This window comes from Pseudomonas sp. GR 6-02, from assembly GCF_001655615.1.
GTDB lineage: Bacteria > Pseudomonadota > Gammaproteobacteria > Pseudomonadales > Pseudomonadaceae > Aquipseudomonas.
The window spans coordinates 352,415-375,653 of record NZ_CP011567.1; the positions used below are offsets into that span (position 1 = coordinate 352,415).

Annotated in this window: 16 protein-coding genes and 1 pseudogene; 13 read left to right on the top strand and 4 right to left on the bottom strand. The window is 60.0% G+C overall.

Translation table 11 applies throughout. From position 1 onward, the window contains the following. Positions 1 to 171: 171 nt before the first annotated feature. Positions 172 to 1,626, top strand: a complete 1,455-nt coding sequence (gene thiI, locus PGR6_RS01580) for a tRNA uracil 4-sulfurtransferase ThiI (protein ID WP_026286654.1) — start codon at positions 172 to 174, stop codon at positions 1,624 to 1,626. Positions 1,627 to 1,765: 139 nt separating this feature from the next. Further along, positions 1,766 to 3,586 (top strand): translational GTPase TypA, encoded by a 1,821-nt coding sequence (gene typA / locus PGR6_RS01585; protein WP_008028025.1) that lies wholly within the window; start codon positions 1,766 to 1,768, stop codon positions 3,584 to 3,586. A 227-nt stretch (positions 3,587 to 3,813) separates the two neighbouring features. On the opposite strand, the gene PGR6_RS01590 is transcribed toward typA, so the two are convergent. Next, positions 3,814 to 4,254: a YkgJ family cysteine cluster protein gene (locus PGR6_RS01590; protein ID WP_026286653.1), complete on the bottom strand. Its 441-nt coding sequence runs from the start codon at positions 4,252 to 4,254 to the stop codon at positions 3,814 to 3,816. A 259-nt stretch (positions 4,255 to 4,513) separates the two neighbouring features. On the opposite strand from PGR6_RS01590, the gene PGR6_RS01595 reads away from it, so the two are divergent. The 5 genes from PGR6_RS01595 (at position 4,514) to PGR6_RS01615 (ending at position 13,971) form a co-directional block, all read left to right on the top strand. Continuing rightward, entirely contained in the window at positions 4,514 to 6,964 is a 2,451-nt protein-coding gene (locus PGR6_RS01595; protein WP_064615887.1) for a glycogen/starch/alpha-glucan phosphorylase, read from the top strand. A gap of 194 nt (positions 6,965 to 7,158) precedes the next feature. After that, positions 7,159 to 10,746, top strand: a complete 3,588-nt coding sequence (locus PGR6_RS01600) for a DUF2339 domain-containing protein (RefSeq protein ID WP_064615888.1) — start codon at positions 7,159 to 7,161, stop codon at positions 10,744 to 10,746. Continuing rightward, positions 10,743 to 12,110 carry a DUF3999 domain-containing protein gene (locus tag PGR6_RS01605; protein ID WP_064615890.1) on the top strand — a complete coding sequence of 456 codons (1,368 nt, stop codon included), beginning with the start codon at positions 10,743 to 10,745 and terminating at the stop codon, positions 12,108 to 12,110. Before PGR6_RS01600 ends, PGR6_RS01605 begins: the two co-directional genes overlap by 4 nt. A 244-nt stretch (positions 12,111 to 12,354) precedes the next feature. Further along, positions 12,355 to 13,365, top strand: a complete 1,011-nt coding sequence (locus PGR6_RS01610) for a class 1 fructose-bisphosphatase (protein WP_007933966.1) — start codon at positions 12,355 to 12,357, stop codon at positions 13,363 to 13,365. Between the two features lie 3 nt (positions 13,366 to 13,368). Then, on the top strand, positions 13,369 to 13,971 hold the full coding sequence (locus PGR6_RS01615) for a DUF924 family protein (protein ID WP_018929191.1): 603 nt from the start codon (positions 13,369 to 13,371) through the stop codon (positions 13,969 to 13,971). Between the two features lie 62 nt (positions 13,972 to 14,033). Here the strand turns inward: PGR6_RS01615 and PGR6_RS30610 are convergent, their stop codons facing one another. Together PGR6_RS30610 and PGR6_RS30615 are read right to left on the bottom strand one after the other, a co-directional pair. After that, the gene (locus PGR6_RS30610; RefSeq protein WP_370695245.1) at positions 14,034 to 14,798 is read right to left on the bottom strand and encodes a methyl-accepting chemotaxis protein; all 765 of its coding nucleotides are present in this window, start codon (positions 14,796 to 14,798) and stop codon (positions 14,034 to 14,036) included. Between the two features lie 93 nt (positions 14,799 to 14,891). Next, positions 14,892 to 15,926, bottom strand: a pseudogene (locus PGR6_RS30615) (HAMP domain-containing protein); the annotation flags it as partial. Positions 15,927 to 16,210: 284 nt separating this feature from the next. On the opposite strand from PGR6_RS30615, the gene bamE reads away from it, so the two are divergent. Then, complete coding sequence (gene bamE, locus PGR6_RS01625) at positions 16,211 to 16,465, top strand: outer membrane protein assembly factor BamE domain-containing protein (protein ID WP_018929189.1); 255 nt, start codon at positions 16,211 to 16,213, stop codon at positions 16,463 to 16,465. 33 nt (positions 16,466 to 16,498) lie between these two features. Continuing rightward, a complete protein-coding gene (locus PGR6_RS01630; RefSeq protein WP_064615892.1) occupies positions 16,499 to 17,068 on the top strand; it encodes a lipocalin family protein in 570 nt (189 codons plus the stop codon). Positions 17,069 to 17,130: 62 nt separating this feature from the next. On the opposite strand, the gene PGR6_RS01635 is transcribed toward PGR6_RS01630, so the two are convergent. Then, on the bottom strand, positions 17,131 to 18,495 hold the full coding sequence (locus PGR6_RS01635) for a formimidoylglutamate deiminase (RefSeq protein ID WP_064615894.1): 1,365 nt from the start codon (positions 18,493 to 18,495) through the stop codon (positions 17,131 to 17,133). 146 nt (positions 18,496 to 18,641) lie between these two features. Here PGR6_RS01635 and hutC point away from each other — a divergent pair, with 146 nt between their 5' ends. The 4 genes from hutC to PGR6_RS01655 all read left to right on the top strand — a co-directional run bounded on the left by hutC (position 18,642) and on the right by PGR6_RS01655 (position 23,206). Further along, positions 18,642 to 19,352 carry a histidine utilization repressor gene (gene hutC / locus PGR6_RS01640; protein ID WP_161793960.1) on the top strand — a complete coding sequence of 237 codons (711 nt, stop codon included), beginning with the start codon at positions 18,642 to 18,644 and terminating at the stop codon, positions 19,350 to 19,352. Positions 19,353 to 19,364: 12 nt separating this feature from the next. Beyond that, positions 19,365 to 19,934 (top strand): HutD/Ves family protein, encoded by a 570-nt coding sequence (locus PGR6_RS01645; protein WP_064615896.1) that lies wholly within the window; start codon positions 19,365 to 19,367, stop codon positions 19,932 to 19,934. 450 nt (positions 19,935 to 20,384) lie between these two features. Then, complete coding sequence (gene hutU, locus PGR6_RS01650) at positions 20,385 to 22,067, top strand: urocanate hydratase (protein ID WP_018929184.1); 1,683 nt, start codon at positions 20,385 to 20,387, stop codon at positions 22,065 to 22,067. A gap of 170 nt (positions 22,068 to 22,237) precedes the next feature. After that, entirely contained in the window at positions 22,238 to 23,206 is a 969-nt protein-coding gene (locus PGR6_RS01655) for an ABC transporter substrate-binding protein (RefSeq protein ID WP_018929183.1), read from the top strand. The last annotated feature ends 33 nt before the right edge of the window (positions 23,207 to 23,239 follow it).

The window sequence follows — 23,239 nt, forward strand, 5'->3', positions numbered from 1 at the left end:
GGCGGCGCACCATAAAGCGCAAAATATCGCCCTGTAATGTAGCGTCGATTTCCATAAATGACCTGTTTTGGTGCATGCAAAACCTTCTGCACATTAACTGGTTAAACCTTGAGCAATTTCCGCTATAATCCGCGCCCCCCTTTTTCGGCTGGCCCTGCGCGCGCTGTTTTCATGAAACTAATCGTAAAAGTCTTCCCCGAGATCACCATCAAGAGCCGCCCGGTACGGATGCGTTTCATCCGCCAGTTGGCCAAAAACATCCGTACCGTGCTCCGCGACCTGGACCCGGCCGTGGTGGTGAACGGTGTGTGGGACAATCTCGAGCTGGAAACCCGCGTCAGCGACCCCAAGGTCCTGAAAGAGATGGGCGAGCGCCTGACTTGCACGCCGGGCATCGCGCACTTTTTGCAGATCGACGAGTACCCGCTGGGCGACTTCGACGACATCGTCGAGAAGTGCAAGCAGCACTACGGCGATGCGCTGGCCGGGAAGATTTTCTCGGTGCGCTGCAAGCGCGCCGGCAAGCACCCATTCAGTTCGATAGACATCGAGAAATATGTCGGCAGCCAGTTGCGCCGTCAGTGTGGTGCCGCCGGAATCGACCTGAAAAAGCCCGAAATCGAAGTCCGTATCGAAGTTCGCGACCAACGGTTGTTCGTGATCCACAGCCAGCACAACGGCATCGGCGGTTATCCGCTCGGGGCCCTGGAACAGACGCTTGTACTGATGTCCGGCGGCTTCGATTCCACCGTTGCGGCCTACCAGATCATGCGCCGCGGGCTGATGAGCCACTTCTGCTTCTTCAACCTGGGCGGACGCGCCCACGAATTGGGCGTCATGGAAGTCGCGCACTTCATCTGGAAGAAGTACGGCAGCTCCCAACGCGTGTTATTTGTCAGTGTGCCGTTCGAGGAAGTTCTGGGAGAAATTCTCGGGAAAGTCGATAACAGTCATATGGGTGTAGTTTTGAAGCGTATGATGTTGCGCGCTGCTTCCCGAATTGCCGATCGACTGCACATCGAAGCGCTGGTCACGGGTGAGGCGATCTCCCAGGTGTCGAGCCAGACGTTGCCGAACCTGTCCGTGATCGACTGCGTGACCGACAAGCTGGTCTTGCGTCCACTGATCGCCAGTCACAAGCAGGACATCATCGACACGGCCAACGAGATCGGCACCGCCGATTTCGCCCGGCACATGCCGGAGTACTGCGGGGTCATCTCGGTCAATCCGAAGACGGCGGCCAAGCGCTACCGCGTGGAGCACGAAGAGAAAGAATTCGACATGGCAGTCCTTGAGCGCGCGCTCGAGAACGCCAAACTGGTGCCGATCGATCGGGTGATCGACGAATTGGGCCAGGACTTGCAGATTGAAGAAGTCAGCGAAGCGCTGGCGGGCCAGATCATCATCGATATCCGTCACCCGGATGCCGCCGAAGACGACCCGCTGGAGCTTCCTGGTATCGAGGTACAGACGATGCCGTTTTATGCACTGAACGCTCGTTTCAAGGAACTGGACCCTACTCGCCAGTACCTGCTGTATTGCGACAAAGGCGTGATGAGTCGCCTGCATGCCCACCATTTGCTCAGTGAGGGGCATGCCAATGTGCGCGTTTATCGACCGAGCTAAGTGCCCGGGGCTGTTTGCCTGTGGCCTGCGTCACCGGCCCCCCGATGCCACCGTCAAGTTGTAACGGCTTGTACGGACGCTACTGTTAATCGCTGCCAAGACTTGTCAGCACACCGAATCCTCTGATCGAGATACACAAGTGATCGAAAATCTACGCAACATCGCCATCATTGCCCACGTTGACCATGGTAAAACCACCCTGGTAGACAAACTCTTGCGTCAATCCGGCACCCTGGAGCGCAACGAGCTCAACGACGAGCGCGTGATGGACTCCAACGACCAGGAGAAAGAGCGCGGTATTACCATTCTGGCGAAAAACACCGCCATCAACTGGAACGGCTACCACATCAACATCGTGGACACCCCGGGCCACGCCGACTTCGGCGGCGAAGTTGAACGTGTAATGTCGATGGTCGACTCCGTTCTGCTGCTGGTTGACGCTCAAGACGGCCCTATGCCGCAAACCCGTTTCGTGACCAAGAAGGCGTTCGAAGCCGGCCTGCGTCCAATCGTGTGCATCAACAAGGTTGACCGTCCAGGCGCGCGTCCGGACTGGGTTCTGGACCAGATCTTCGACCTGTTCGACAACCTGGGTGCTACCGAAGAACAGCTGGACTTCAAAGTCGTCTACGCCTCGGCCCTGAACGGCATCGCCGGTCTGGACCACACCGACATGGCTGAAGACATGACCCCGTTGTACCAGTCGATCGTCGACAACGTACCGGCTCCTAAAGTTGACCGTGAAGGCCCGTTCCAGATGCAAATCTCGGCACTGGACTACAACAGCTTCCTGGGTGTTATCGGTGTTGGCCGTATCGCTCGTGGTAGCGTCAAGCCGAACACTCCAGTCGTGGCCATTGGCGCCGACGGCAAGAAGCGTAACGGTCGTATCCTGAAGCTGATGGGTCACCACGGCCTGCACCGTATCGACGTTGAAGAAGCGTTTGCCGGTGACATCGTGTGCGTGAGCGGTATGGACTCGCTGTTCATCTCCGACACCCTGTGCCAGCCGGACAACGTCGAGGCGATGAAGCCTCTGACCGTTGACGAGCCAACCGTTTCCATGACCTTCCAGGTAAACGACTCGCCTTTCTGCGGTAAAGAAGGCAAGTTCGTGACTTCCCGTAACATCAAGGAACGTCTGGACAAAGAGCTGCTGTACAACGTTGCACTGCGCGTTGAAGAAGGCGACTCGGCTGACAAGTTCAAGGTTTCCGGCCGTGGTGAGTTGCACCTCTCGGTACTGATCGAAACCATGCGTCGCGAAGGCTTCGAAATGGGCGTTGGTCGTCCGGAAGTGATCATCCGTCAAGTTGACGGCGTGAAGCAGGAACCGTTCGAAAACGTAACCATCGACACCCCTGAAGAATCCCAGGGCAAGGTCATGGAAGAGATGGGCCTGCGTAAAGGCGACCTGACCAACATGGTGCCGGATGGCAAAGGCCGTGTTCGTCTGGAGTACAACATCCCTGCTCGCGGTCTGATCGGTTTCCGTAACCAGTTCCTGACCCTGACCAACGGTGCTGGCATCCTGACCTCGATCTTCGATCGCTACGACACCATGAAGTCCGGCGACATGTCCGGTCGTCAGAACGGTGTTCTGGTATCGGTAGAAACCGGCAAGGCGCTGACCTACTCCCTGGAAACCCTGCAGGCGCGTGGCAAGCTGTTCGTTGAGCACGGTCAAGAGATCTACAACGGTCAGATCGTTGGTCTGAACAGCCGTGACAACGACATGGGCGTCAACCCAACCAAAGGCAAGAAGCTCGACAACATGCGTGCTTCGGGTAAAGACGAAACCATCGCCCTGGTTCCACCTGTTCGCTTCACTCTGGAACAGGCCCTGGAATTCATCCAGGATGACGAGCTGTGCGAAGTGACACCTAAGTCGATCCGCCTGCGTAAGAAGATCCTGGACGAAGGCGAGCGTACCCGCGCTGCCAAGAAAGCCAAGAACTGAGTTAACTCAGGCTGAATGAAAACGCCCCCGGTCGAAAGGCCGGGGGCGTTTTTGTTTGTCTGGCTGTAGCAGCTGCCGAGCCTGCGAGGCTGCGTTCGACTGCGCAGCAGTCGTGAAATCAAACGCTGCGGTGCATCATATAAATCGTGTTTTCAGGCCTGCGACTGCTGCGCTGCCGAACGCAGCCTCGCTGGGGCTCGACAGCTGCTACGGGGATCGAGGCGGCTTTAAAACTTTTCGAGGGTGCGGCTGGAGCTGCTGGTCTCGCGCACCACTTCTTTAGGCTTGTACGCGCAATACCCTGGCCGCGGTCCGATCTTCGGGTGGTTGCGGCAGGTGTCCGGGCGCTTATCATAAATAGTGCACAAACGGCTTTTACGATCCAGGTACAGGCAATCGTTGTTGCTCATGCGCTGGAGGGTGAAGATCTCGGACTTCTGGTTGTAGCGCTCGACAATCCCTTCCTTCTGCAAGCGCTTGGCGATGTTCTTGGGTGGATCGCCCAGTTCGAATTCGTCGACGATGCCGATACGGATCAGATCCTTGATCTTGACCTCGACCGGCAGCGTGCAGCAGCTGGACATGCACGAGCCGCACATTGGGGCAGAGTACTTGGCCCAGGTATCGAGGCGATCGATTTCCGCGGCGGCGATCAGGTTGGGCTTCATCATCGGTTGTTACCAGCGTGTGCATCAGGGCGCGCGATCATACCGGGACTGGTGGATTTTTGAACAACCTTTCGCCAGATTTTTTTTGCTTGTCGCAAAATAGTCCTGTGTCCGGCACGGCCCCTGCATTGTTTCTGGCCCACGACAACGTAATGTCGATCTATCTCGTACTAACAGGAAAAACTGCCGAACCAGAGTCTCTACGGTCTGTCAGACCGACTAGGCTCAGACAACTTCACGCTCGCTCGAGGTCTTATCGATGACTCAAGAACCACTTGTTCGCGAAGCAGAGGTGGCCGCATTCCGCGACGCCGTCTTGACCAAGCTCACTTACGCGGTGGGTAAAGACCCGGATCACGCCTTCGACCATGACTGGTTCGAAGCCATTGCCCTGGCGGCGCGTGATCACATGGTCGAGCACTGGATGGACCACACCCGGCAGATCTACCGCAAAGGCCAGAAACGCGTTTATTACCTATCCCTTGAATTTCTTATCGGTCGCTTGCTCTACGACAGCCTGAGCAACCTCGGCTTGCTCGATGTGGCCCGCGAGGCCATGACCGAACTGGGGGTCGACATCGAACGCATCCGTCTACTGGAGCCCGATGCGGCACTGGGCAACGGTGGCCTCGGACGTCTGGCGGCATGCTTTATGGAAAGCATGTCGACCCTCGGCATCGCCGGCCATGGTTATGGCATTCGTTACGAACACGGTTTGTTCCGCCAGGCCATCGTCGACGGCTGGCAGCAGGAGCAGACCGAACACTGGCTGGACTTCGGCAACCCGTGGGAGTTCGAACGACCAGAGGTGGCCTACCCGATCGGTTTCGGCGGCAGTGTCGAAACCGTGACCGATGAAGCCGGCAAGTCCAGGCAAGTCTGGTCTCCGTCGGAAACCGTGCGGGCCATCGCCTACGACACCCCGGTGGTCGGTTGGCGTGGTGCAAGCGTCAACACCCTGCGGCTGTGGCGCGCCCGGGCCATGGAAGAATTGCATCTGGAGCGCTTCAACGCGGGCGACCACTTGGGCGCGGTCGCGGAAGTGGCCTGGGCAGAAAGTATCTCCCGCGTGCTTTACCCGGCGGACAGCAACGAGGCCGGCCAGGAGTTGCGCCTGCGCCAGGAATATTTCTTCGTTTCCGCGTCCTTGCAGGACTTGTTGCGTCGCCATCGCAACATGCACACCTCGGTGCTGACCCTGGGCGATCACGCCGCCATTCAACTCAACGACACTCACCCCTCGATCGCCGTGGCCGAACTGATGCGTCAGTTGGTCGACGTCTATGACGTGGCGTGGGATGCGGCGTGGCAGATCACGGTCGACACGCTGTCGTACACCAACCACACGCTGTTGCCGGAAGCGCTGGAAACCTGGCCGGTCAGTCTGATGGAACGGATGCTGCCCCGGCACATGCAGATCATTTACTTGATCAACGCCCAGCACATCGACTCGTTGCGAGCCAAAGGTGTTCACGATTTCGACGTGCTGCGTGCGATTTCGCTGATCGAGGAAGACAACGGTCGCCGCGTGCGCATGGGTAACCTGGCATTCCTGGGTTCCCACAGCGTCAATGGCGTGTCCGGCCTGCACACGCAGCTGATGCGCAGCACGGTGTTCTCCGAGCTGCACAAGCTTTACCCGGACCGGATCAACAACAAGACCAATGGCATTACCTTCCGCCGCTGGCTCTATCAGGCCAACCCCGAACTCACCTCCATGCTGGTCGACGCCCTCGGCCCGAATCTGCTGGACAACCCCGAGGAGCGCTTGCTCGCGCTGGAGCCGTTTGCCGAGAAGACTGCATTTCGCAAGCAGTTCGCCGAACAGCGGCTGCACAACAAGAAAGCCCTGGCGTATCTGATTCATGAGCGGCTGGGGATCGCGGTCAATCCGGCGGCGATGTTCGATGTGCAGGTCAAGCGGATCCACGAATACAAGCGTCAGTTGCTTAACCTGATGCACACCGTCGCGCTGTATCAGGCGATTCGTGCCGAGCCGGAAACCGACTGGGTACCGCGGGTGAAAATCTTCGCCGGCAAGGCGGCGGCCAGTTATCACCAAGCCAAGCTGATCATCAAGCTGACCAACGACATTGCGCGGGTGGTCAACAACGACCCGACGGTGCGCGGCTTGCTCAAAGTGGTGTTCCTGCCCAACTACAACGTCAGCCTGGCCGAGAGCATCATTCCGGCGGCGGACTTGTCGGAGCAGATTTCCACTGCCGGCTTCGAAGCCTCGGGCACCAGTAACATGAAATTCGGCCTCAACGGCGCGCTGACCATCGGTACCCTGGACGGGGCCAACGTGGAAATGTGCGAGCGCATCGGTGCCGAGCACATGTTTATTTTTGGTCTCAGCGCCCAGCAAGTGGAAGCGCGCAAGCGTAACCATGAATTCAACGCCGCGCCGGACATCGCCGCCTCCCATCGGCTCAACGACGTGCTGCAAGCGATTCGCAGCGGGGTGTTCTCACCAGACGATCCGTCCCGTTATACCGCGCTGATCGATTCGCTGGTGGACTACGACCGCTTCCTGGTCTGCGCCGATTTCGACTCTTACTGGAACGCGCAGATGCGGGTCGAAGCTCACTGGCACGACTCGAAAGAGTGGTGGCGCTCGGCGGTATTGAACACCGCGCGGATGGGCTGGTTCTCGTCCGACCGGACCATTCGCGAGTACGCAACGGATATCTGGAAGGCTTTGGAGTAATTTTTAGCAACAAATGTGCGCAAGGCCCAACGTCCGTTGGGCCTGATCGATATACTAAGCGCCAACTTGACCCCAGTGTGGGGGCGGCGCACCGCCGCTCCCACACTGGACTCCGGGTGTCTGCTCACTAGACTGAGCCAGAGGCTGTATCGCACGGATCAGCCCCGCCACGGGGCCGCTTAGGGATATCGACCATGCAATGGATGTTAATGCTGATTGGGCTGCTGCTGGGCTGGATTCTTGACGAGTCGTTCAGCGAGGCGCTGTTGGGCGCTTTGCTCGGGCTGGGTCTCGGCCAGGCCATGCGTATCGGCCGCTTGAGCACTCAAACGGCCGAGCAGCGACGTTTACTCGATCAGGCTCAGGTTGCGCTGAATGCGGTCGAGCAGCGACTGGCGTTGCTGGAGGTGTCGGGTGCCAAGGCACCTGAACCAGGCGAACCGGTTGTTAGCGAACCCGCTGAGTCGCCTGAAATCATTCTTGAGCAAGCCCCTGTCGCACCCACGGAGCTGGTCTGGGAGCTACCCCCCGAATTCGAACCCATCACCGCGGCCGCTGCCGAAACCAGTCGTCCGTTGCCCGCCGATGTCTGGCAGCCCGAGCCGGTCGCCCGCGAACCGCAGCAACCGGCCGAGCCGCGCGGCCCGAACTTCATCGAGCGCGCCATCAGCGGCGCACGCAATTGGCTGTTCGGCGGCAATACCGTATTGCGGGTCGGCGTGGTGCTGTTGTTCCTCGGCCTGGCTTTCCTGTTGCGTTATGCCACCGAAGGCATGGTGGTGCCGATCGAGTTGCGCTACGCCGGTGTCGCGGCGGCGGCCTTGGGCCTGCTCGCCCTGGGCTGGTGGCTGAGACTGCGCAACAGCAACTACGCGCTGATGCTGCAAGGCACCGGGATCGCGGTGTTGTACCTGACGGTATTTGCCGCGATGCGTCTGCATCCGTTGCTTGATCCCAAGGCAGCATTGGGCCTGTTGGTGGTGGTGACGGTGTTCTCGGCGATTCTCGCCATTACCCAAAATGCTTTGGGCCTGGCCGCCGCTGCCGCGTTGGGCGGTTTCGCCGCGCCGATCCTGACCTCCACCGGCGCCGGCAATCACGTCGCGCTGTTCAGCTATTTCGCCCTGCTCAACGCTGGCATCCTCGCCATCGCGTGGTTCAAGGCCTGGCGGCTGCTCAACCTGATCGGGTTTGTCGGCACCTTCGGCATCGGCTTTGCCTGGGGCCTGCGCTCCTATAGACCGGAGCTGCTGTGGAGTACCGAGCCGTTCCTGATTCTGTTCTTCCTGATGTACCTGGCCATCGGTTTGTTGTTCACCCGGCGCAAGTTGCTGGAAATGAGCGACGCGCCCGAGGACGACAGCCGTGAAGCGCTGCTGCGCTGGTCGGCGCACAAGGGCGATTACGTTGACGGCATGATGCTGTTCGCGCCACCGTTGGTGGGCTTCGGTCTGCAGTTCGCACTGGTGGAGCACTTTGAATTTGCCGCGGCCTTCAGCGCCTTGGCCCTGGGCATGATTTACATGGGGCTGGCCCGGTTGCTGATGGGGGGCCGGGCACTGTTGCTGGCCGAAACCTGTCTGGCGCTGGGGGTGATCTTCGCCAGTCTGGCGATCCCTCTGGGGCTTGATGCGCGTTGGACTGCCGCAGCCTGGGCGGTGGAAGGCGCGGGGATTTTCTGGCTCGGCCTGCGTCAACGACGGCCGCTGGCGCGGGCCTTTGCCTTGCTGCTGCAATTGGGCTCGGCGTTGGCTTTTATCAGCGAATTGCGCAGCGGCGAGAGCAGCCTGCTCGACGGTGCGCCGCTGGGGGCGCTGATGCTCGGCGTGGCGCTGCTGTTCAGCTTCTACCAATTACGCAAAGCGTTGCCTGAACAGGCGTTGCCGTGGGAACGCCAGGGGTTGCCGGTGCTGGCCTGCCTGGGCCTGACGTTCCTCTATCTGCTGGCGCCGCTGTTTTTCTTCACTCACGGCACGGCGATCAGTTGGGCGCTGGCCGGGTTGGCGACGCTGTTCGTCGGCCTGCGCCTGCAATCGCGGGCGTTCCTGTTCAGTGCGTTCGCCGTGCAACTGCTCGGCGGTGCGTTGTTCCTGGTGCGGCTGCGAGGGGCGAGCGGAGACTCGGCTGCGGTATTCAGCGCCGGCTGGAGCGGTTTGCTCAGCGCATCCTTGATCGGGCTGGCACTGATCGCCGGCATGTTGTTGGCGGCCCGGGACGAAATGGTGCGCAGTGACGTGCGTTTGTTGCGTGGCTTGTCGGTGGTGCTATTGGCCGGTCTGGTGCTGATCAACCTGGCTGTGCTGTTCGTGTTGCCGTGGCAAACCGCGAGTGCGGTGTGGGCGGCCAGTGGTTTGTTCATCATCTGGCTGAGTCTGTACCTGAAGCAGCGGGTGAGTTTTGTCTTTGGTCTGCTGTTGCAGGTGATCGGCGGCGTAGCGTTTCTGTTCGCCGGGCCAGACCTGCTCGGGCCGCTGCTCAGCGAAGGGTTGCGACCGTTGGCGCATAGCGGGTTCTGGACACCGCTGGTGCTGGGACTGGCGGCATTTGTCGGGGCCTGGCGTTTGCAGCTAGGCAACCATGCTTCGGCTTTCGATGTGTTGAGCCTGCAGCGCTTGTCCGAAGTGTTGCTGGTGTGGGGCACGGGTTGGTGGGCACTGGCGTGGATCAGCGAAGTGCTGCGTTTTGCGCCTGTGAACCTGCAAGCGACGTTGCTGCTGGCGGTCGCGGCGGTGAGTGTGGCGCTGTGGGCGGTGCTGGCGCTGCGCCTGAAGTGGTCGTCGCTGGGTTTGCTCTGCACCTTGCTGATTCCCGCCGCCGGTCTGGTGTTGCTCGCGGCCTGGCATTCGCGTTATCACCCGGCCGCCAACTTCGGCTGGCTGGTTTGGGCCGCGGTGTTCGTCGTGCATTTCATCTCGTTGCAGCGTCTGGCGTCGATGCTGCCCGAAAAAGCCCAGAGCACCGCCCATGTACTCGGTTGCTGGCTATTGATCGGCGTGTTGGCCCTGGAGCTGCGTTATGGCTTGCTGCTGTTGTCGGAGCAGTACAACGCCTGGCGCTGGTTGGGCTGGGCGATTCTGCCGAGCCTGTATCTGGTGCTGATGGCCGCACCGCGCGCGTGGCCATGGCCAGTGTCGGCTTATCCCCGCGAGTACCGGGTCTATGCCGCCGCGCCGTTGGCGTTGTTGATGCTCGGCTGGTTCTGGCTGGCGAACATGGCCAGCGACGGCACCGCCGAGCCGTTGCCCTATGTGCCACTGATCAACCCGCTGGAGCTGGGCCTGTTGTTCGCCCTGTTCGGCGTTTATGTCTGGTCCCGCAACGCAGTCACGCAACTGGCGATCCGCAAGGATTACACCGATAACGCCACGCAGGTGATTGCCGGTGTTTCACTGTTCGCCTTCTTTACCGCGCTGGTGATGCGCGCGGCCCACCACTGGGGTGGCGTGCCGTTCGCGCTGGATCTGCTGCTTGAATCGATGCTGGTGCAGGCCGGCCTGTCCATCGTTTGGACCCTGATGGCCCTGAGTCTGATGATCGGTGGGCATCTGCGTCACCGCCGTGAAGTCTGGCTGATCGGCGCAGGGCTGATCGCGCTGGTGGTTGCCAAGCTGTTCTTCGTTGAATTGAGTAACCGCGGCGGGCTGGCGCGGATCGTGTCGTTTATCGGCGTTGGCGTGTTGCTGTTGGTGGTGGGCTATTTCGCCCCGCTGCCACCCAAGCGTGCCGAAGCCGTGCCGGGTGCTGAAAAACCGGCCCCTGAAACCGAAGGAGTGTCATCTTGAGTCAGAAGCTGAACCTGGGCTGGTGGGCTGCTGTTGTGCTGGGGGTGACACTGTCGGCTGGCGCGCAGGAAAAACCTGCGGACTTCGCCACGCAGGTGCCATTGTCTGTGAGCGGCGAGGGCCCGTGGTATCGCCTGGAATTGCCCTTGGGCGTGCAACTGAACGCGCGGCAAACCGATCTCAGCGATGTGCGCGTGTTCAACGCCGCCGGTGAGCCTCAGGCGTACGCTTTGGCCCGAGAGCCTGCGCAGACCCACGAAAACCGCACGCTGACCGACGTAAAGTGGTTCCCGTTGTACAACTCGGCGGATGCCAGCGAGCGCACGCCGAGCGTACGGGTGCAATCGAACACCAACGGCACGTTGATCGAAGTGCAGCCGTCCAGCCAGTTGGAGGCGGGCGAAGAAGAGCTGCGCGGCTGGTTACTCGATGCCAGCGGCATCAAGGCGCCGTTGCAGCAATTAATCCTCGACTGGACCAGTGAACGCGACGGCTTCCAGCGTTTCAGCATCGAGGCCAGCAACGATTTGCAGCATTGGCAGTCGTGGGGTGAAGGGCAGGTGGCGCGTCTGACGTTTGCCGACGAACGGGTCGAGCAACATGAAGTCGGCCTGCCGGGGCAATCGGCGCGCTATCTGCGTTTGCTTTGGAATTCGCCTCAGTCGGCGCCAGTGCTGACCTCGGCGCAGCTGGAAAGCACCAACCCTCGCACCTTGCCGCTGCCGTTGGTCTGGTCGCAACCCTTGGCCGGCAGCAGCGTGAAGGCCGGTGAGTACATCTGGCAATTGCCGATGGGGTTGAACGTCCAGCGCTTGCAGGTCGAGCTGAATCAGCCCAACAGCCTGGCACCGGTAACGTTGTCGGGGCGCCGGGAGACCAGCCTGCCGTGGCAACCGCTGACCAACGGTTTGCTCTATCGCCTGACCCAGAATGGCCAGGATGTGGTGCAGAACGAATTGCAGTTGTCGGGCCAGACCGTGCAGCAATTGAAACTGACGGTGGATGAACGCGGCGGTGGCCTGGGTGCCGAAGCACCCACCGTGCGGTATGCCGTGCGCTCCACGCAATTGGTGTTCCTGGCGCGCGGTGCCGGGCCTTATACGCTGGCGCTGGGAAGTGCGACGGTGAAGGCTGCAAGCTTGCCATTGTCGACGCTGATTCCCGATTACAGCGCGGCGAAGCTGGCGACGCTGGGCAAGGCGACGGTGGACGGCGGGGCCGTGGTGACCCCGGTGGCGACAGCGCCAACGGTGTTGGGCACGAACTGGAAAAAGATCGGGTTGTGGGCGGTGTTGCTGCTCAGTGTGCTGTTTCTGGGAGGGATGGCGTTCAGTTTGCTGCGCAAGCCTGCTGCTAAATCCTGAGGATGGCTGGCGCTGCGCGCCAGATCGCGGGCAAGCCGCTCCTGCAGGGGCGAGGCTTGCCCGCGAAGACGTCCTTCCTGCCACCAAAAATATCGAAACTGGCGCCCAATCGCGGCCCATTTCGAACTACGCTCAACCCCGCGCATGAACTCTATTGGGTGTATCACGTCTGATAGGAGGAAATGCGCCCCGACTCGCGTTAAACTGCGCGGGTTTTTAGCCCCCCATTCCTCCGGAGCCGTCCATGTCCCGCGTTACCCTGAGTCGCTATTTGATTGAGCAGACCCGCAGCAACAACACTCCTGCCGATCTGCGTTTCCTGATCGAAGTGGTGGCGCGTGCCTGTAAGGAAATCAGCCACGCCGTTTCCAAAGGCGCCCTGGGTGGTGTCCTGGGCAGCATGGGCACTGAAAACGTCCAAGGTGAAGTGCAGAAGAAGCTTGATGTGATGTCCAACGACATCCTGCTCGAAGCCAACGAATGGGGCGGTCACCTGGCCGGCATGGCATCCGAAGAAATGGACAATGCCTACCAGATCCCGGGCAAATACCCGAAAGGCGCGTACCTGCTGGTGTTCGACCCGCTGGACGGTTCGTCGAACATCGACATCAACGCGCCGGTCGGTACGATCTTCTCGGTGCTGCGTTGCCCGAACGAATACCTGACCCAGAACGAGCCTTTGAACGAAAAGGCCTTCCTGCAGCCAGGCACTCAGCAGGTTGCCGCCGGTTACGCGATTTACGGTCCACAGACCATGCTGGTGCTGACCCTGGGCAATGGCGTCAAAGGCTTCACCCTGGATCGTGAAATGGGCAGCTTCGTACTGACCCATGAAGACATCACGATTCCGGAGTCCACGCAGGAATTCGCGATCAACGCGTCCAACAAGCGTCACTGGGAAGCGCCGGTACAACGTTACGTCGACGAATTGCTGGCTGGCGATGAAGGCCCGCTGAAGAAGAACTACAACATGCGTTGGGTCGCCGCGATGGTGGCCGACGTGCACCGCATCCTGACCCGCGGCGGTCTGTTCATGTACCCACGCGACAGCCGCGAGCCGTCGAAGCCGGGCAAACTGCGCCTGATGTACGAAGCCAACCCGATGTCGTTCCTGGTGGAGCAAGCGGGTGGCGCATCCACTGACGGCCACCAGCGCATCCTCGACATCCAGCCGGAAGGCCTGCACCAGCGTGTTGCGGTGTTCCTCGGTTCGAAAGAAGAAGTTGCCCGCGTCACGGCTTACCACAAGGAATAAAACATGACCGCGCCCTGGCAGCCGTTACTCGAATGGTGGTTTGGATCTTTCGAATCACCCAACGAAATAGCGGCTGACAAGGGCAAGTTATGGTTCGGCAAGCGTGACAGTCAGGACCTCGAAGCGCGGATGCGTTTCGGGGATCTGGTCGAGCAGGCACTGGCCGGCGGATTGACCGAATGGGCGCAACGCCCCGAAGGTTGGCTGGCCCTGGTGCTGTTGCTCGATCAATTGCCGCGAATGATCTTTCGCGACACACCCAAATCCTTTTCCGGCGACGTCAGGGCCCAGGCACTGGTGGCGCAAGGCATTGCCGCGGATTTCGATCGGCAACTGCGACCGATCCAGCGGGTTTTTATCTATCTGGTGTTCGAACACTGCGAAAACCTGGCGGTGCAGAACGAAGCGGTTTCGCGGTTTCTCGATCTGGTTGAACAGCAACCCGAGGCGGATCGGGCGGTGTTTGCCAGCAACCTGGATTACGCCGAACGGCATCAGAAGATCATTGCGCGATTTGGGCGGTTTCCCCATCGCAATGCGGTGTTGGGGCGTGAGTCTACGGCTGAGGAGCTGGAGTTTCTTTCGGGGCCAGGATCGCGCTTCTAGCTTTTCGTTGTTGCTGATGCCGGCATCGCGGGCAAGCCCGCGATGAGGCCGGTGAGAGCGCCTTAGATCCGGAAACTACCCACCAACTGCTTCAACCGCGCCGCTTGCTGCTCAAGATCGGCACACGCACGCAAAGTCGACTGCAAGTTCTCCACGCCTTCCTGGTTCAGCGTGTTGATCTCGGTGATGTCGACGTTGATCGATTCCACCACGGCGGTCTGTTCTTCAGTCGCGGTAGCCACCGACTGGTTCATCCCGTCGATTTCACCGATGCGCTGCGTCACGCTGCCCAGGCGTTCGCCAGCCTGGTTGGCGATGCCGACGCTGCTTTCGCTCTGGCGCTGGCTGTCGGTCATGGTGCTGACCGCTTCCCGGGCGCCAACTTGCAGCTCCTCGATCATCTTCTGCACTTGCTGCGCCGAATCCTGAGTGCGGTGGGCGAGGTTGCGTACTTCGTCGGCCACCACGGCAAAACCACGGCCGGCTTCACCGGCACGGGCAGCTTCGATGGCCGCGTTGAGGGCCAGCAGGTTGGTCTGTTGCGAGATGCTGGTGATCACTTCCAGAATCTGTCCGATGTTCACCGTGTTGCTGTTCAGGGTTTCGATGTTGCCGCACGAATCGCTGATTTTTGCCGAAAGCTGGTGCATCGCGGCGATGGTTTTATCCACGACCTGCTGACCCTCTTCGGCCAGGCTGCGTGCGTCGCTCGAATGTTGCGAGGCGAGGGCGGCGTTCTGGGCGATTTCCTGGGCGGCGGCACCGAGCTGGTTGATCGCTGCCGCGACGCTGCTGGTGCGCGAGGCCTGTTGATCGGAGTTGAACATTGACGAGTTCGAGGCCGCCACTACGCGCAGGGCAACTTCGTTGACCTGGCCGGTGGCCGAAGATACTTCGCGGATCGAGGTATGGATACGCTCGACGAAACGGTTGAACGAGGTGCCCAGAGCACCGAATTCGTCCTGGCCATGAATGGTCAGGCGTTTGGTCAGGTCGCCTTCGCCCTCGGCGATGTCATGCATGGCGCGGCCCATGATCAGCAGCGGCTGCATCAGCACGCGGATCAACATGCTCAGCAGCGCGATGATGATCACCACGGCGATGACCATGGCGATGATCGCCGAGGTGCGGAATTCGCTGAGCATCGAGAACGCGGTTTCCTGATCCAGCACCAGCGCCACGTACCAGTCCGCCGACGGCACACCGTTAACGTGGGTGAAGGAGATGAACTGGGTTTTACCGTCCAGTTCGACTTCTTTCAGGCCCGGGCTGACTTTCGGCGCGCCGTTGGGGTAGGCGTCGGCCAGGTTCTTGAGCACCAGTTTGCTGTCCGGGTGGATCAGAATCTTGCCGTCGGCGCTGACAATGAACGCATGGCCATGACCGCCGAAGTTCAGCGAGTTGATGATCGCGCTGACGCTGGACAGGTCGATATCCGCGCCGGCGACGCCAATCATCTGGCTCTGGTACTTCACCGGCGTGGCCACGGTGATCACCAGTTTGCCCGACGACGCCGCGATGTAGGGTTCGGTGACGATGGTCTGTTGCGCGTTGTTGGCTGCCTTGTACCAGCCACGGGCGCGGGGGTCGTAGTCCGCGGCGCGGTTGCCGGCCGGGATCGAGAACATCACGCCATCGGTGCCGCCGAAGTAGCTCAGCTGGAAGTTGCTGGTATAGGCCGGCAGGTCGATGGCGCGTTTGAGATTGGCCGGGGCGCTGCCGTCCACGGCGATCTGCTGGGACAGCGATTGCAGCAATTGGATGCGGCTTTCCAGCCAGGTCTGGATGTTGCTGGTGGTCAGGCTGCCGAGTTCCTGCATCGAGGACTCGGTACTGCTGCGCAGGGTTTGACGCTGGCGGTAATCGTTGAACAGGATGAAACAGGCGAATGCAACGGCCACCACGAGAGCGGCTGCCAACAAGATCTTGTGGCTGAATTTCATGTTTCTGGTCATTAAATGATCTACCGCGCAGTGGCTGGTCAGCAAAGGGGCGTCAATTTGCCACAGTCGAGGGCTTGGCGCTGCTTTTATGTCGACTGGCCAGCGCCAAAGATTAGGCGGGTATTGACGAAAACCGACGAAATACCCAATGACCTGAGAAAGGGGCTGATTTATCGGTAAAAGGCTGACGAGTGGCCTAATAAATAGGCGGACGGTCGGGGAACCAGATTAGGGTTTTCTCTTCTAAGCTTCTGGTTGGCAACATGCCACCTCTCTTCCGCTCCAGGAGTTACACCATGTCGCTGCGTTCTATCGCCTTGCTCTCGTTCTGCGTGCTGTTGGCCGCGTGCAGCAAGATCAATCAGGAAAATTATTCGAAGCTGTCGACCGGCATGCCCAAGGCTCAGGTTGAAACCTTGCTGGGCAAACCCACCGATTGCTCGGGCGCACTCGGCATGTCCAGCTGCACCTGGGGCGACAAAAACAGCTTTATCAGCGTGCAGTATGCCGGTGACAAAGTGCTGATGTTTTCGGGCCAAGGCCTGAAGTAAACCGGGGCTTTTCGCCCACGGGAGAAAAAAATAATGAAGCGGTTCCTGATCGTTCTTTTTGCCGGCCTGGTATTGGCCGGCTGCGCCTCTTCTGGCGTAGATCCGTTGGCGCCCAAGACCGTCAATAGTGTCAACCTCAAGCGTTACCAGGGAACCTGGTACGAATTGGCGCGTCTGCCGGTGTATTTCCAGCGTAACTGTGCGCAATCCGAAGCCCATTACAGCCTCAAGCCTGACGGTGAGATGGCGGTGCTGAACCGCTGCCTGACTTCGCAATGGCAATGGGAAGAGGCCAAGGGCAGGGCTTATCCACAGGAAGTCGGCAAGGCCGACAAGCTGTGGGTCGAATTCGACACCTGGTTCTCGCGATTGATACCCGGTGTGTCGAAGGGAGAATACTGGGTGTTGTACGTCAGTGATGACTACAAGACCGCGATTGTCGGCGACCCGAGCCGCCATCATCTCTGGCTGCTGTCACGGACCCCGACGGTCAATGGCGTAGTGCGTGAAGAACTGCTGAGCAGGGCGCGTCAGCAGGGCTATGACACGACGCGACTGATCTGGCGTACGTCGGATGCCAAGATGGCCAAGACCTCGAACTAACGGTCACCGAAAAGCAAAAACTGTGGGAGCGAGCAGGCTCGCTCCCACAGTTTTTTTTTGCGTCAGCCCAAGAGATCGCGCAGGACTTGAGTGAATGCCCGGTTACTCTCTTCTTCGTCGGCATGCCGCCCATCGCGCACGACCCACTGGCCATTGACCAGCACATCCCGCACCTGGCGATCGCCACCGGCAAATAGCCAACGATTGAGAATCCCGTCGCCACTGGCCGTCGCCAGGTACGGATCGTTGCCGTCCAGCACCAACCAATCCGCGCGCTTGCCGACTTCCAGGGCGCCGATCGGCTGCCCCAACGCCTGGGCGCCGCCATCTAGCGCGGCGTCATACAGCGTGCGGCCGACCATCGGCTGATTCGCGCCATACAACCGATTACGCCGCTGATCGCGCAGACGCTGGCCGTATTCCAGCCAGCGCAATTCTTCCACCACGCTCAACGATACATGGCTGTCGGAACCGATACCCATGCGCCCGCCCTGCGCCAGGAAGTCCACCGCCGGGAAAATCCCGTCGCCGAGGTTGGCTTCAGTGGTCAGGCACAGGCCGGCGATGGCGCGGCTCTTGGCCATGAGCGTGACTTCTTCCGGGTTGGCGTGGGTGGCGTGGACCAGGCACCAGCGTTGATCGACTTCGGTGTTTTCGTACAGCCATTGCAGTGGACGGCGACCGCTCCAGCCAAGGCAGTCGTCGACTTCCTTCTGCTGCTCGGCGATGTGAATGTGCACCGGGCACTGCTTGTCGCTGGCTGTCAGCACTTCGCTGATCTGCTGCGGTGTGACCGCGCGTAACGAGTGGAAACACAGGCCGAGCGACTGCGCCGGTTGCTGCGCCAGAATCGGCTGCAAACGCGACTGAAGCTTCAGGTAGTTTTCGGTGCTGTTGATAAAGCGGCGCTGGCCTTCGTTCGGGGTCTGTCCGCCAAAACCGGAATGGCTGTAGAGCACCGGCAGCAAGGTCAAACCGATACCGGCAGAGCTGGCGGCCTGGCTGATGCGCAGTGCCAGTTCGGCCGGGTCCGCATACGGCTGGCCATTATTGTCGTGATGGACGTAATGAAATTCAGCGACCGATGTGTAACCGGCCTTGAGCATTTCGATGTACAGCTGACGGGCGATAACGCCGAGTTGGTCCGGGCTGATTTTTCCGACGAGCCGATACATCAGATCGCGCCAGGTCCAAAAACTGTCATTCGGATTACCCGCCACTTCCGCCAGGCCGGCCATGGCCCGCTGGAAGGCGTGGGAGTGTAAATTCGGCATTCCCGGCAGCAGCGGACCGCTCAACCGTTCGGCGCCATCTGCGTGGGAGTCGGCCTGGATATGGGTCAGCACGCCATCGGCGTTGACTTCAAGACGTACATTGTTGGCCCATCCACTAGGCAGCAGCGCGCGTTCGGCAAAGAAGGCGGACATGGTTCAGCACCCCATCGTGTGTTATTTGTATATACATATACAGACGTTTGCCTGCTCGGTAAACTCCGGCAAGCTAGCAACCTCTACCAAATGAACAAGGATTAACCGTGCCGACTCCGCCTCCAGTCTCCCCGTTGGCCGCGAACATGGGCGACAGTCCGGCGCCCTTGTACGCCCGCGTAAAACAGATGATCACCCAGCAAATCGACAGTGGAAACTGGCCGCCGCACTACCGCGTTCCGTCGGAAAGCGAACTGGTCAACCAGCTGGGTTTCAGCCGCATGACCATCAACCGCGCCCTGCGCGAGATGACTGCCGACGGCCTGTTGGTGCGTATGCAAGGCGTCGGAACGTTCGTCGCCGAGCCGAAAAGTCAGTCTGCGCTGTTTGAAGTGCATAACATCGCCGACGAGATCGCCTCCCGTGGTCATCGTCACACGTGCAAGGTGATCACCCTCGAAGAAGAGGCCGCCGGTTCCGAGCGGGCCCTGGCCCTGGACATGCGCGAAGGCCAGAAGGTGTTCCACTCGCTGATCGTGCATTTCGAAAACGATATCCCGGTGCAAATCGAAGACCGTTTCGTCAACGCGCTGGTGGCGCCGGACTACCTCAAACAAGACTTCACCCTGCAAACGCCTTACGCCTATCTGAATCAGGTCGCGCCGTTGACCGAGGGCGAGCATGTGGTCGAAGCGATTCTTGCCGAGCCATCCGAATGCAAGCTGCTACAGATTGAAAAGGGCGAACCGTGCCTGCTGATTCGTCGCCGCACCTGGTCCGGCCGTCAGCCGGTGACCGCCGCCCGCTTGATCCACCCCGGTTCCCGTCATCGTCTGGAAGGACGGTTCCACAAATAAAAAGAGCCATAAATGAGTCAGTTGAAGGTTTTACGCGCGGCCGATTACCCGCGCATGCCGTGGAAGAACGGCGGCGGCAGCACTGAAGAAATCACCCGTGATACGGGGATGGGTCTTGATGGTTTTGGTTGGCGCCTGTCGATTGCCGACATCGGCGAGTCGGGCGGTTTTTCCACCTTTGCCGGTTATGAGCGGGTGATCACCGTACTGCAAGGCGAGGGCATGACCTTGCGCGTCGATGGCCAGGACACGCGGGCGTTGTTACCGCTCGACCCGTTTGCTTTCAATGGCGAGAGTCACGTGTCCTGCGCATTGCTCGGTGGGCCGATTCGCGACTTCAACCTGATTTATGCACCGGATCGTTACAGTGCGCGGTTGCAGTGGCTGGAAGGCAAGCAGCGGTTTTTTAGTGAAGCCGGGACTCTGCTGGTGTTCAGTGTCAGTGAAGCGCTGGAAGTGAAGGTCGGTAACAAAGCATCGCAACTCGGTCGCCATGATTGCCTGCAACTGGACGGTAACGTCGGTCTGCAGGACGTCGCCCTCAATGGTTCGTGCTGCGTCATTGAGCTGACTGCACGCTGATCCAATATCGAGTCGCCTCTATCGCGGGCAAGCCTCGCTCCCACAAGGTCGATGACAATCTTGTGGGCGCGAGGCTTGCCCGCGATGCTTTTCGTCCTCGCAAATCCGTTCCCCATCGCGCACCAATTTGTTACCGAACGCCCCAGTGTGGCGCAAAACCATGCTCAAGTAACAACCGGCACGTCCCCGAATAAATCCCCGCGAAAAATTTCACTTACGCCAGAACCCTTGATCCAGGCGCTTTCCAGCCCTGTAAGAAATTTTCTTGGATGCTCATTCAACAAGTTGGCCGCTTGATTGCATATGCTTGTATGTACAAGTAAAGACGTATGTGTATGAGTCACGAAGACTCAACCATCGTCCACTGATTCGCTGATGTGCACTGATGCCCATCGGCTTGCTCGCCCACTACCTGGGTTGGTTTGGATTGATTGCTGAGGAGTTCTTTTCGTGACTGAGAATAAACCTACTAAGTTTCGTGACGTTGAAATCCGTGCTGCCCGCGGTAACAAGCTGACCGCCAAGAGCTGGCTGACTGAAGCGCCGCTGCGCATGCTGATGAACAACCTCGACCCGGAAGTCGCCGAGAACCCTAAAGAACTGGTGGTTTACGGTGGTATCGGTCGTGCGGCACGTAACTGGGAATGCTACGACAAGATCGTCGAAAGCCTGACCAACCTGAACGACGACGAGACCCTGCTGGTGCAATCCGGCAAGCCGGTCGGCGTGTTCAAGACCCACAGCAACGCACCACGCGTTCTGATTGCCAACTCCAACCTGGTACCCCACTGGGCGAACTGGGAGCACTTCAACGAACTCGACGCCAAGGGCCTGGCCATGTACGGCCAGATGACCGCCGGCAGCTGGATCTACATCGGCAGCCAGGGCATCGTTCAAGGCACCTACGAAACCTTCGTCGAAGCCGGTCGCCAGCATTACAACGATGATCTGAAAGGTCGTTGGGTCCTGACCGCAGGCCTCGGCGGCATGGGCGGCGCTCAACCTCTGGCTGCAACTCTGGCCGGCGCTTGCTCGCTGAACATCGAATGCCAACAAGTGAGTATCGATTTCCGTCTGAAAAGCCGTTACGTCGACGAGCAAGCCAAAGACCTCGACGACGCCCTGGCCCGTATCGCCAAATACACTGCCGAAGGCAAGGCGATCTCCATCGCCCTGCTGGGCAACGCTGCGGAAATCCTCCCGGAACTGGTCCGTCGTGGCGTGCGCCCGGACATGGTCACCGACCAGACCAGCGCCCACGACCCGCTCAACGGCTACCTGCCGGCCGGCTGGACCTGGGACGAATACCGCGCTCGCGCCAAGACCGAACCTGCTGCCGTGGTCAAGGCCGCCAAGCAATCGATGGCCGTGCACGTTAAAGCGATGTTGGACTTCCAGAAAATGGGCGTGCCGACGTTCGACTACGGCAACAACATCCGTCAGATGGCGCAAGAAGAAGGTGTGGAAAACGCATTCGACTTCCCGGGTTTCGTACCGGCTTACATCCGTCCACTGTTCTGCCGTGGCATCGGCCCGTTCCGTTGGGCTGCGCTGTCGGGCGACCCGCAGGACATCTACAAGACCGACGCTAAAGTCAAAGAACTGATCCCGGACGACGCCCACCTGCACAACTGGCTGGACATGGCTCGCGAGCGCATCAGCTTCCAGGGTCTGCCGGCACGTATCTGCTGGGTTGGCCTGGGCCTGCGCGCCAAGCTCGGTCTGGCGTTCAACGAAATGGTCCGTAGCGGTGAATTGTCCGCGCCAATCGTGATCGGTCGCGACCACCTGGACTCCGGTTCCGTATCCAGCCCGAACCGCGAAACCGAATCGATGCAGGACGGTTCCGACGCCGTGTCCGACTGGCCACTGCTCAACGCTCTGCTGAACACCGCAAGCGGCGCGACCTGGGTTTCCCTGCACCACGGCGGCGGCGTCGGCATGGGCTTCTCCCAGCACTCGGGCATGGTGATTGTCTGCGACGGTACTGACGAAGCGGCCGAGCGTATCGCTCGCGTGCTGCACAACGACCCGGCCACCGGTGTCATGCGTCACGCCGATGCGGGTTACCAGATCGCGATCGACTGCGCCAAGGAACAGGGGCTGAACCTGCCGATGATCACCGGCAAATAAGAGAAAAGACCACTGCAGGAGCTGTCGCGGCAGCTCCTGCAGAGATCACGATGTTGCAGACCCAACAATAAGCGGGGCGGGTCGCGCGTAGCGCAGGCCTGATTGGACGTGGACAGGGCTGGATGCCTCTTGACTGCCGTAAGCCAACTCATGATTAGGAGCGTCACACAATGAAATCGAACAAGACCCTGCTGACCACTTTGCTTTCCATGGGCCTGCTGGCCAGTGCCGGTGCTACCCAGGCGGCTGGCTGGTGCGAATCGGGTAAACCGGTGAAATTCGCCGGCCTGAACTGGGAAAGCGCCATGCTGCTGACCGACGTGCTGCAAGTCGTGTTGGAGAAAGGCTACGACTGCAAGACCGACAGCCTGCCGGGCAACTCCATCACCATGGAAAACGCCCTGAGCAGCAACGACATCCAAGTGTTCGCCGAAGAGTGGGTCGGCCGCAGCGAAGTCTGGAACAAGGCCGAGAAGGCCGGCAAGGTCGTCGGTGTCGGCGCTCCGGTGGTGGGTGCCGTCGAAGGCTGGTACGTGCCGCGCTACGTGATCGAAGGCGACGCCAAGCGCAAACTGGAAGCCAAAGCGCCGGACCTGAAAAACATTGCCGACCTGGCTAAATATTCCGCGGTATTCAAGGACGCCGAAGAGCCATCCAAAGGGCGTTTCTACAACTGCCCGGCCGGCTGGACCTGCGAGCTGGATAACAGCGAAATGCTGAAAAGCTACGGCCTGGAAAACAGCTACACCAACTTCCGTCCAGGCACCGGCCCGGCGCTGGATGCGGCGGTACTGTCGAGCTACAAGCGTGGCGAGCCGATCCTTTTCTACTACTGGTCGCCAACCCCGCTGATGGGCCAGATCGACGTGGTCAAACTGGAAGAAAAACCGGGTGTCGACAAGCGCGTGACCATCAAGGTCGGCCTCTCCAAGACTTTCCACGAGCAGGCCCCGGAACTGGTGACCGTGCTGGAAAAGGTCAACCTGCCGATCGACCTGTTGAATCAGAACCTGGGGCGTATGGCCAAAGAGCGGATCGAGTCGCCAAAACTGGCCAAGATCTTCTTGAAGGAACATCCTGAAGTCTGGCACGCGTGGGTGAGCGAAGACGCAGCCAAGAAAATCGACGCGGCCTTGTAGGTTGAGCCTCTCCGACTGTCGGCAACGGCAGTC

Bases quoted from the DNA above. Each gene is read 5' to 3' on its own strand.
- thiI (WP_026286654.1), top strand. From the start codon at position 172: ATGAAACTAATCGTAAAAGTCTTCCCCGAGATCACCATCAAGAGCCGC.
- PGR6_RS01600 (WP_064615888.1), top strand. From the start codon at position 7,159: ATGCAATGGATGTTAATGCTGATTGGGCTGCTGCTGGGCTGGATTCTT.
- PGR6_RS01610 (WP_007933966.1), top strand. From the start codon at position 12,355: ATGTCCCGCGTTACCCTGAGTCGCTATTTGATTGAGCAGACCCGCAGC.
- PGR6_RS01590 (WP_026286653.1), bottom strand. From the start codon at position 4,254: ATGAAGCCCAACCTGATCGCCGCCGCGGAAATCGATCGCCTCGATACC.
- PGR6_RS01645 (WP_064615896.1), top strand. From the start codon at position 19,365: ATGAGTCAGTTGAAGGTTTTACGCGCGGCCGATTACCCGCGCATGCCG.
- PGR6_RS01595 (WP_064615887.1), top strand. From the start codon at position 4,514: ATGACTCAAGAACCACTTGTTCGCGAAGCAGAGGTGGCCGCATTCCGC.
- hutC (WP_161793960.1), top strand. From the start codon at position 18,642: ATGGGCGACAGTCCGGCGCCCTTGTACGCCCGCGTAAAACAGATGATC.
- PGR6_RS01635 (WP_064615894.1), bottom strand. From the start codon at position 18,495: ATGTCCGCCTTCTTTGCCGAACGCGCGCTGCTGCCTAGTGGATGGGCC.
- PGR6_RS01655 (WP_018929183.1), top strand. From the start codon at position 22,238: ATGAAATCGAACAAGACCCTGCTGACCACTTTGCTTTCCATGGGCCTG.
- PGR6_RS01615 (WP_018929191.1), top strand. From the start codon at position 13,369: ATGACCGCGCCCTGGCAGCCGTTACTCGAATGGTGGTTTGGATCTTTC.
- PGR6_RS30610 (WP_370695245.1), bottom strand. From the start codon at position 14,798: ATGTTCAACTCCGATCAACAGGCCTCGCGCACCAGCAGCGTCGCGGCA.
- bamE (WP_018929189.1), top strand. From the start codon at position 16,211: ATGTCGCTGCGTTCTATCGCCTTGCTCTCGTTCTGCGTGCTGTTGGCC.
- PGR6_RS01630 (WP_064615892.1), top strand. From the start codon at position 16,499: ATGAAGCGGTTCCTGATCGTTCTTTTTGCCGGCCTGGTATTGGCCGGC.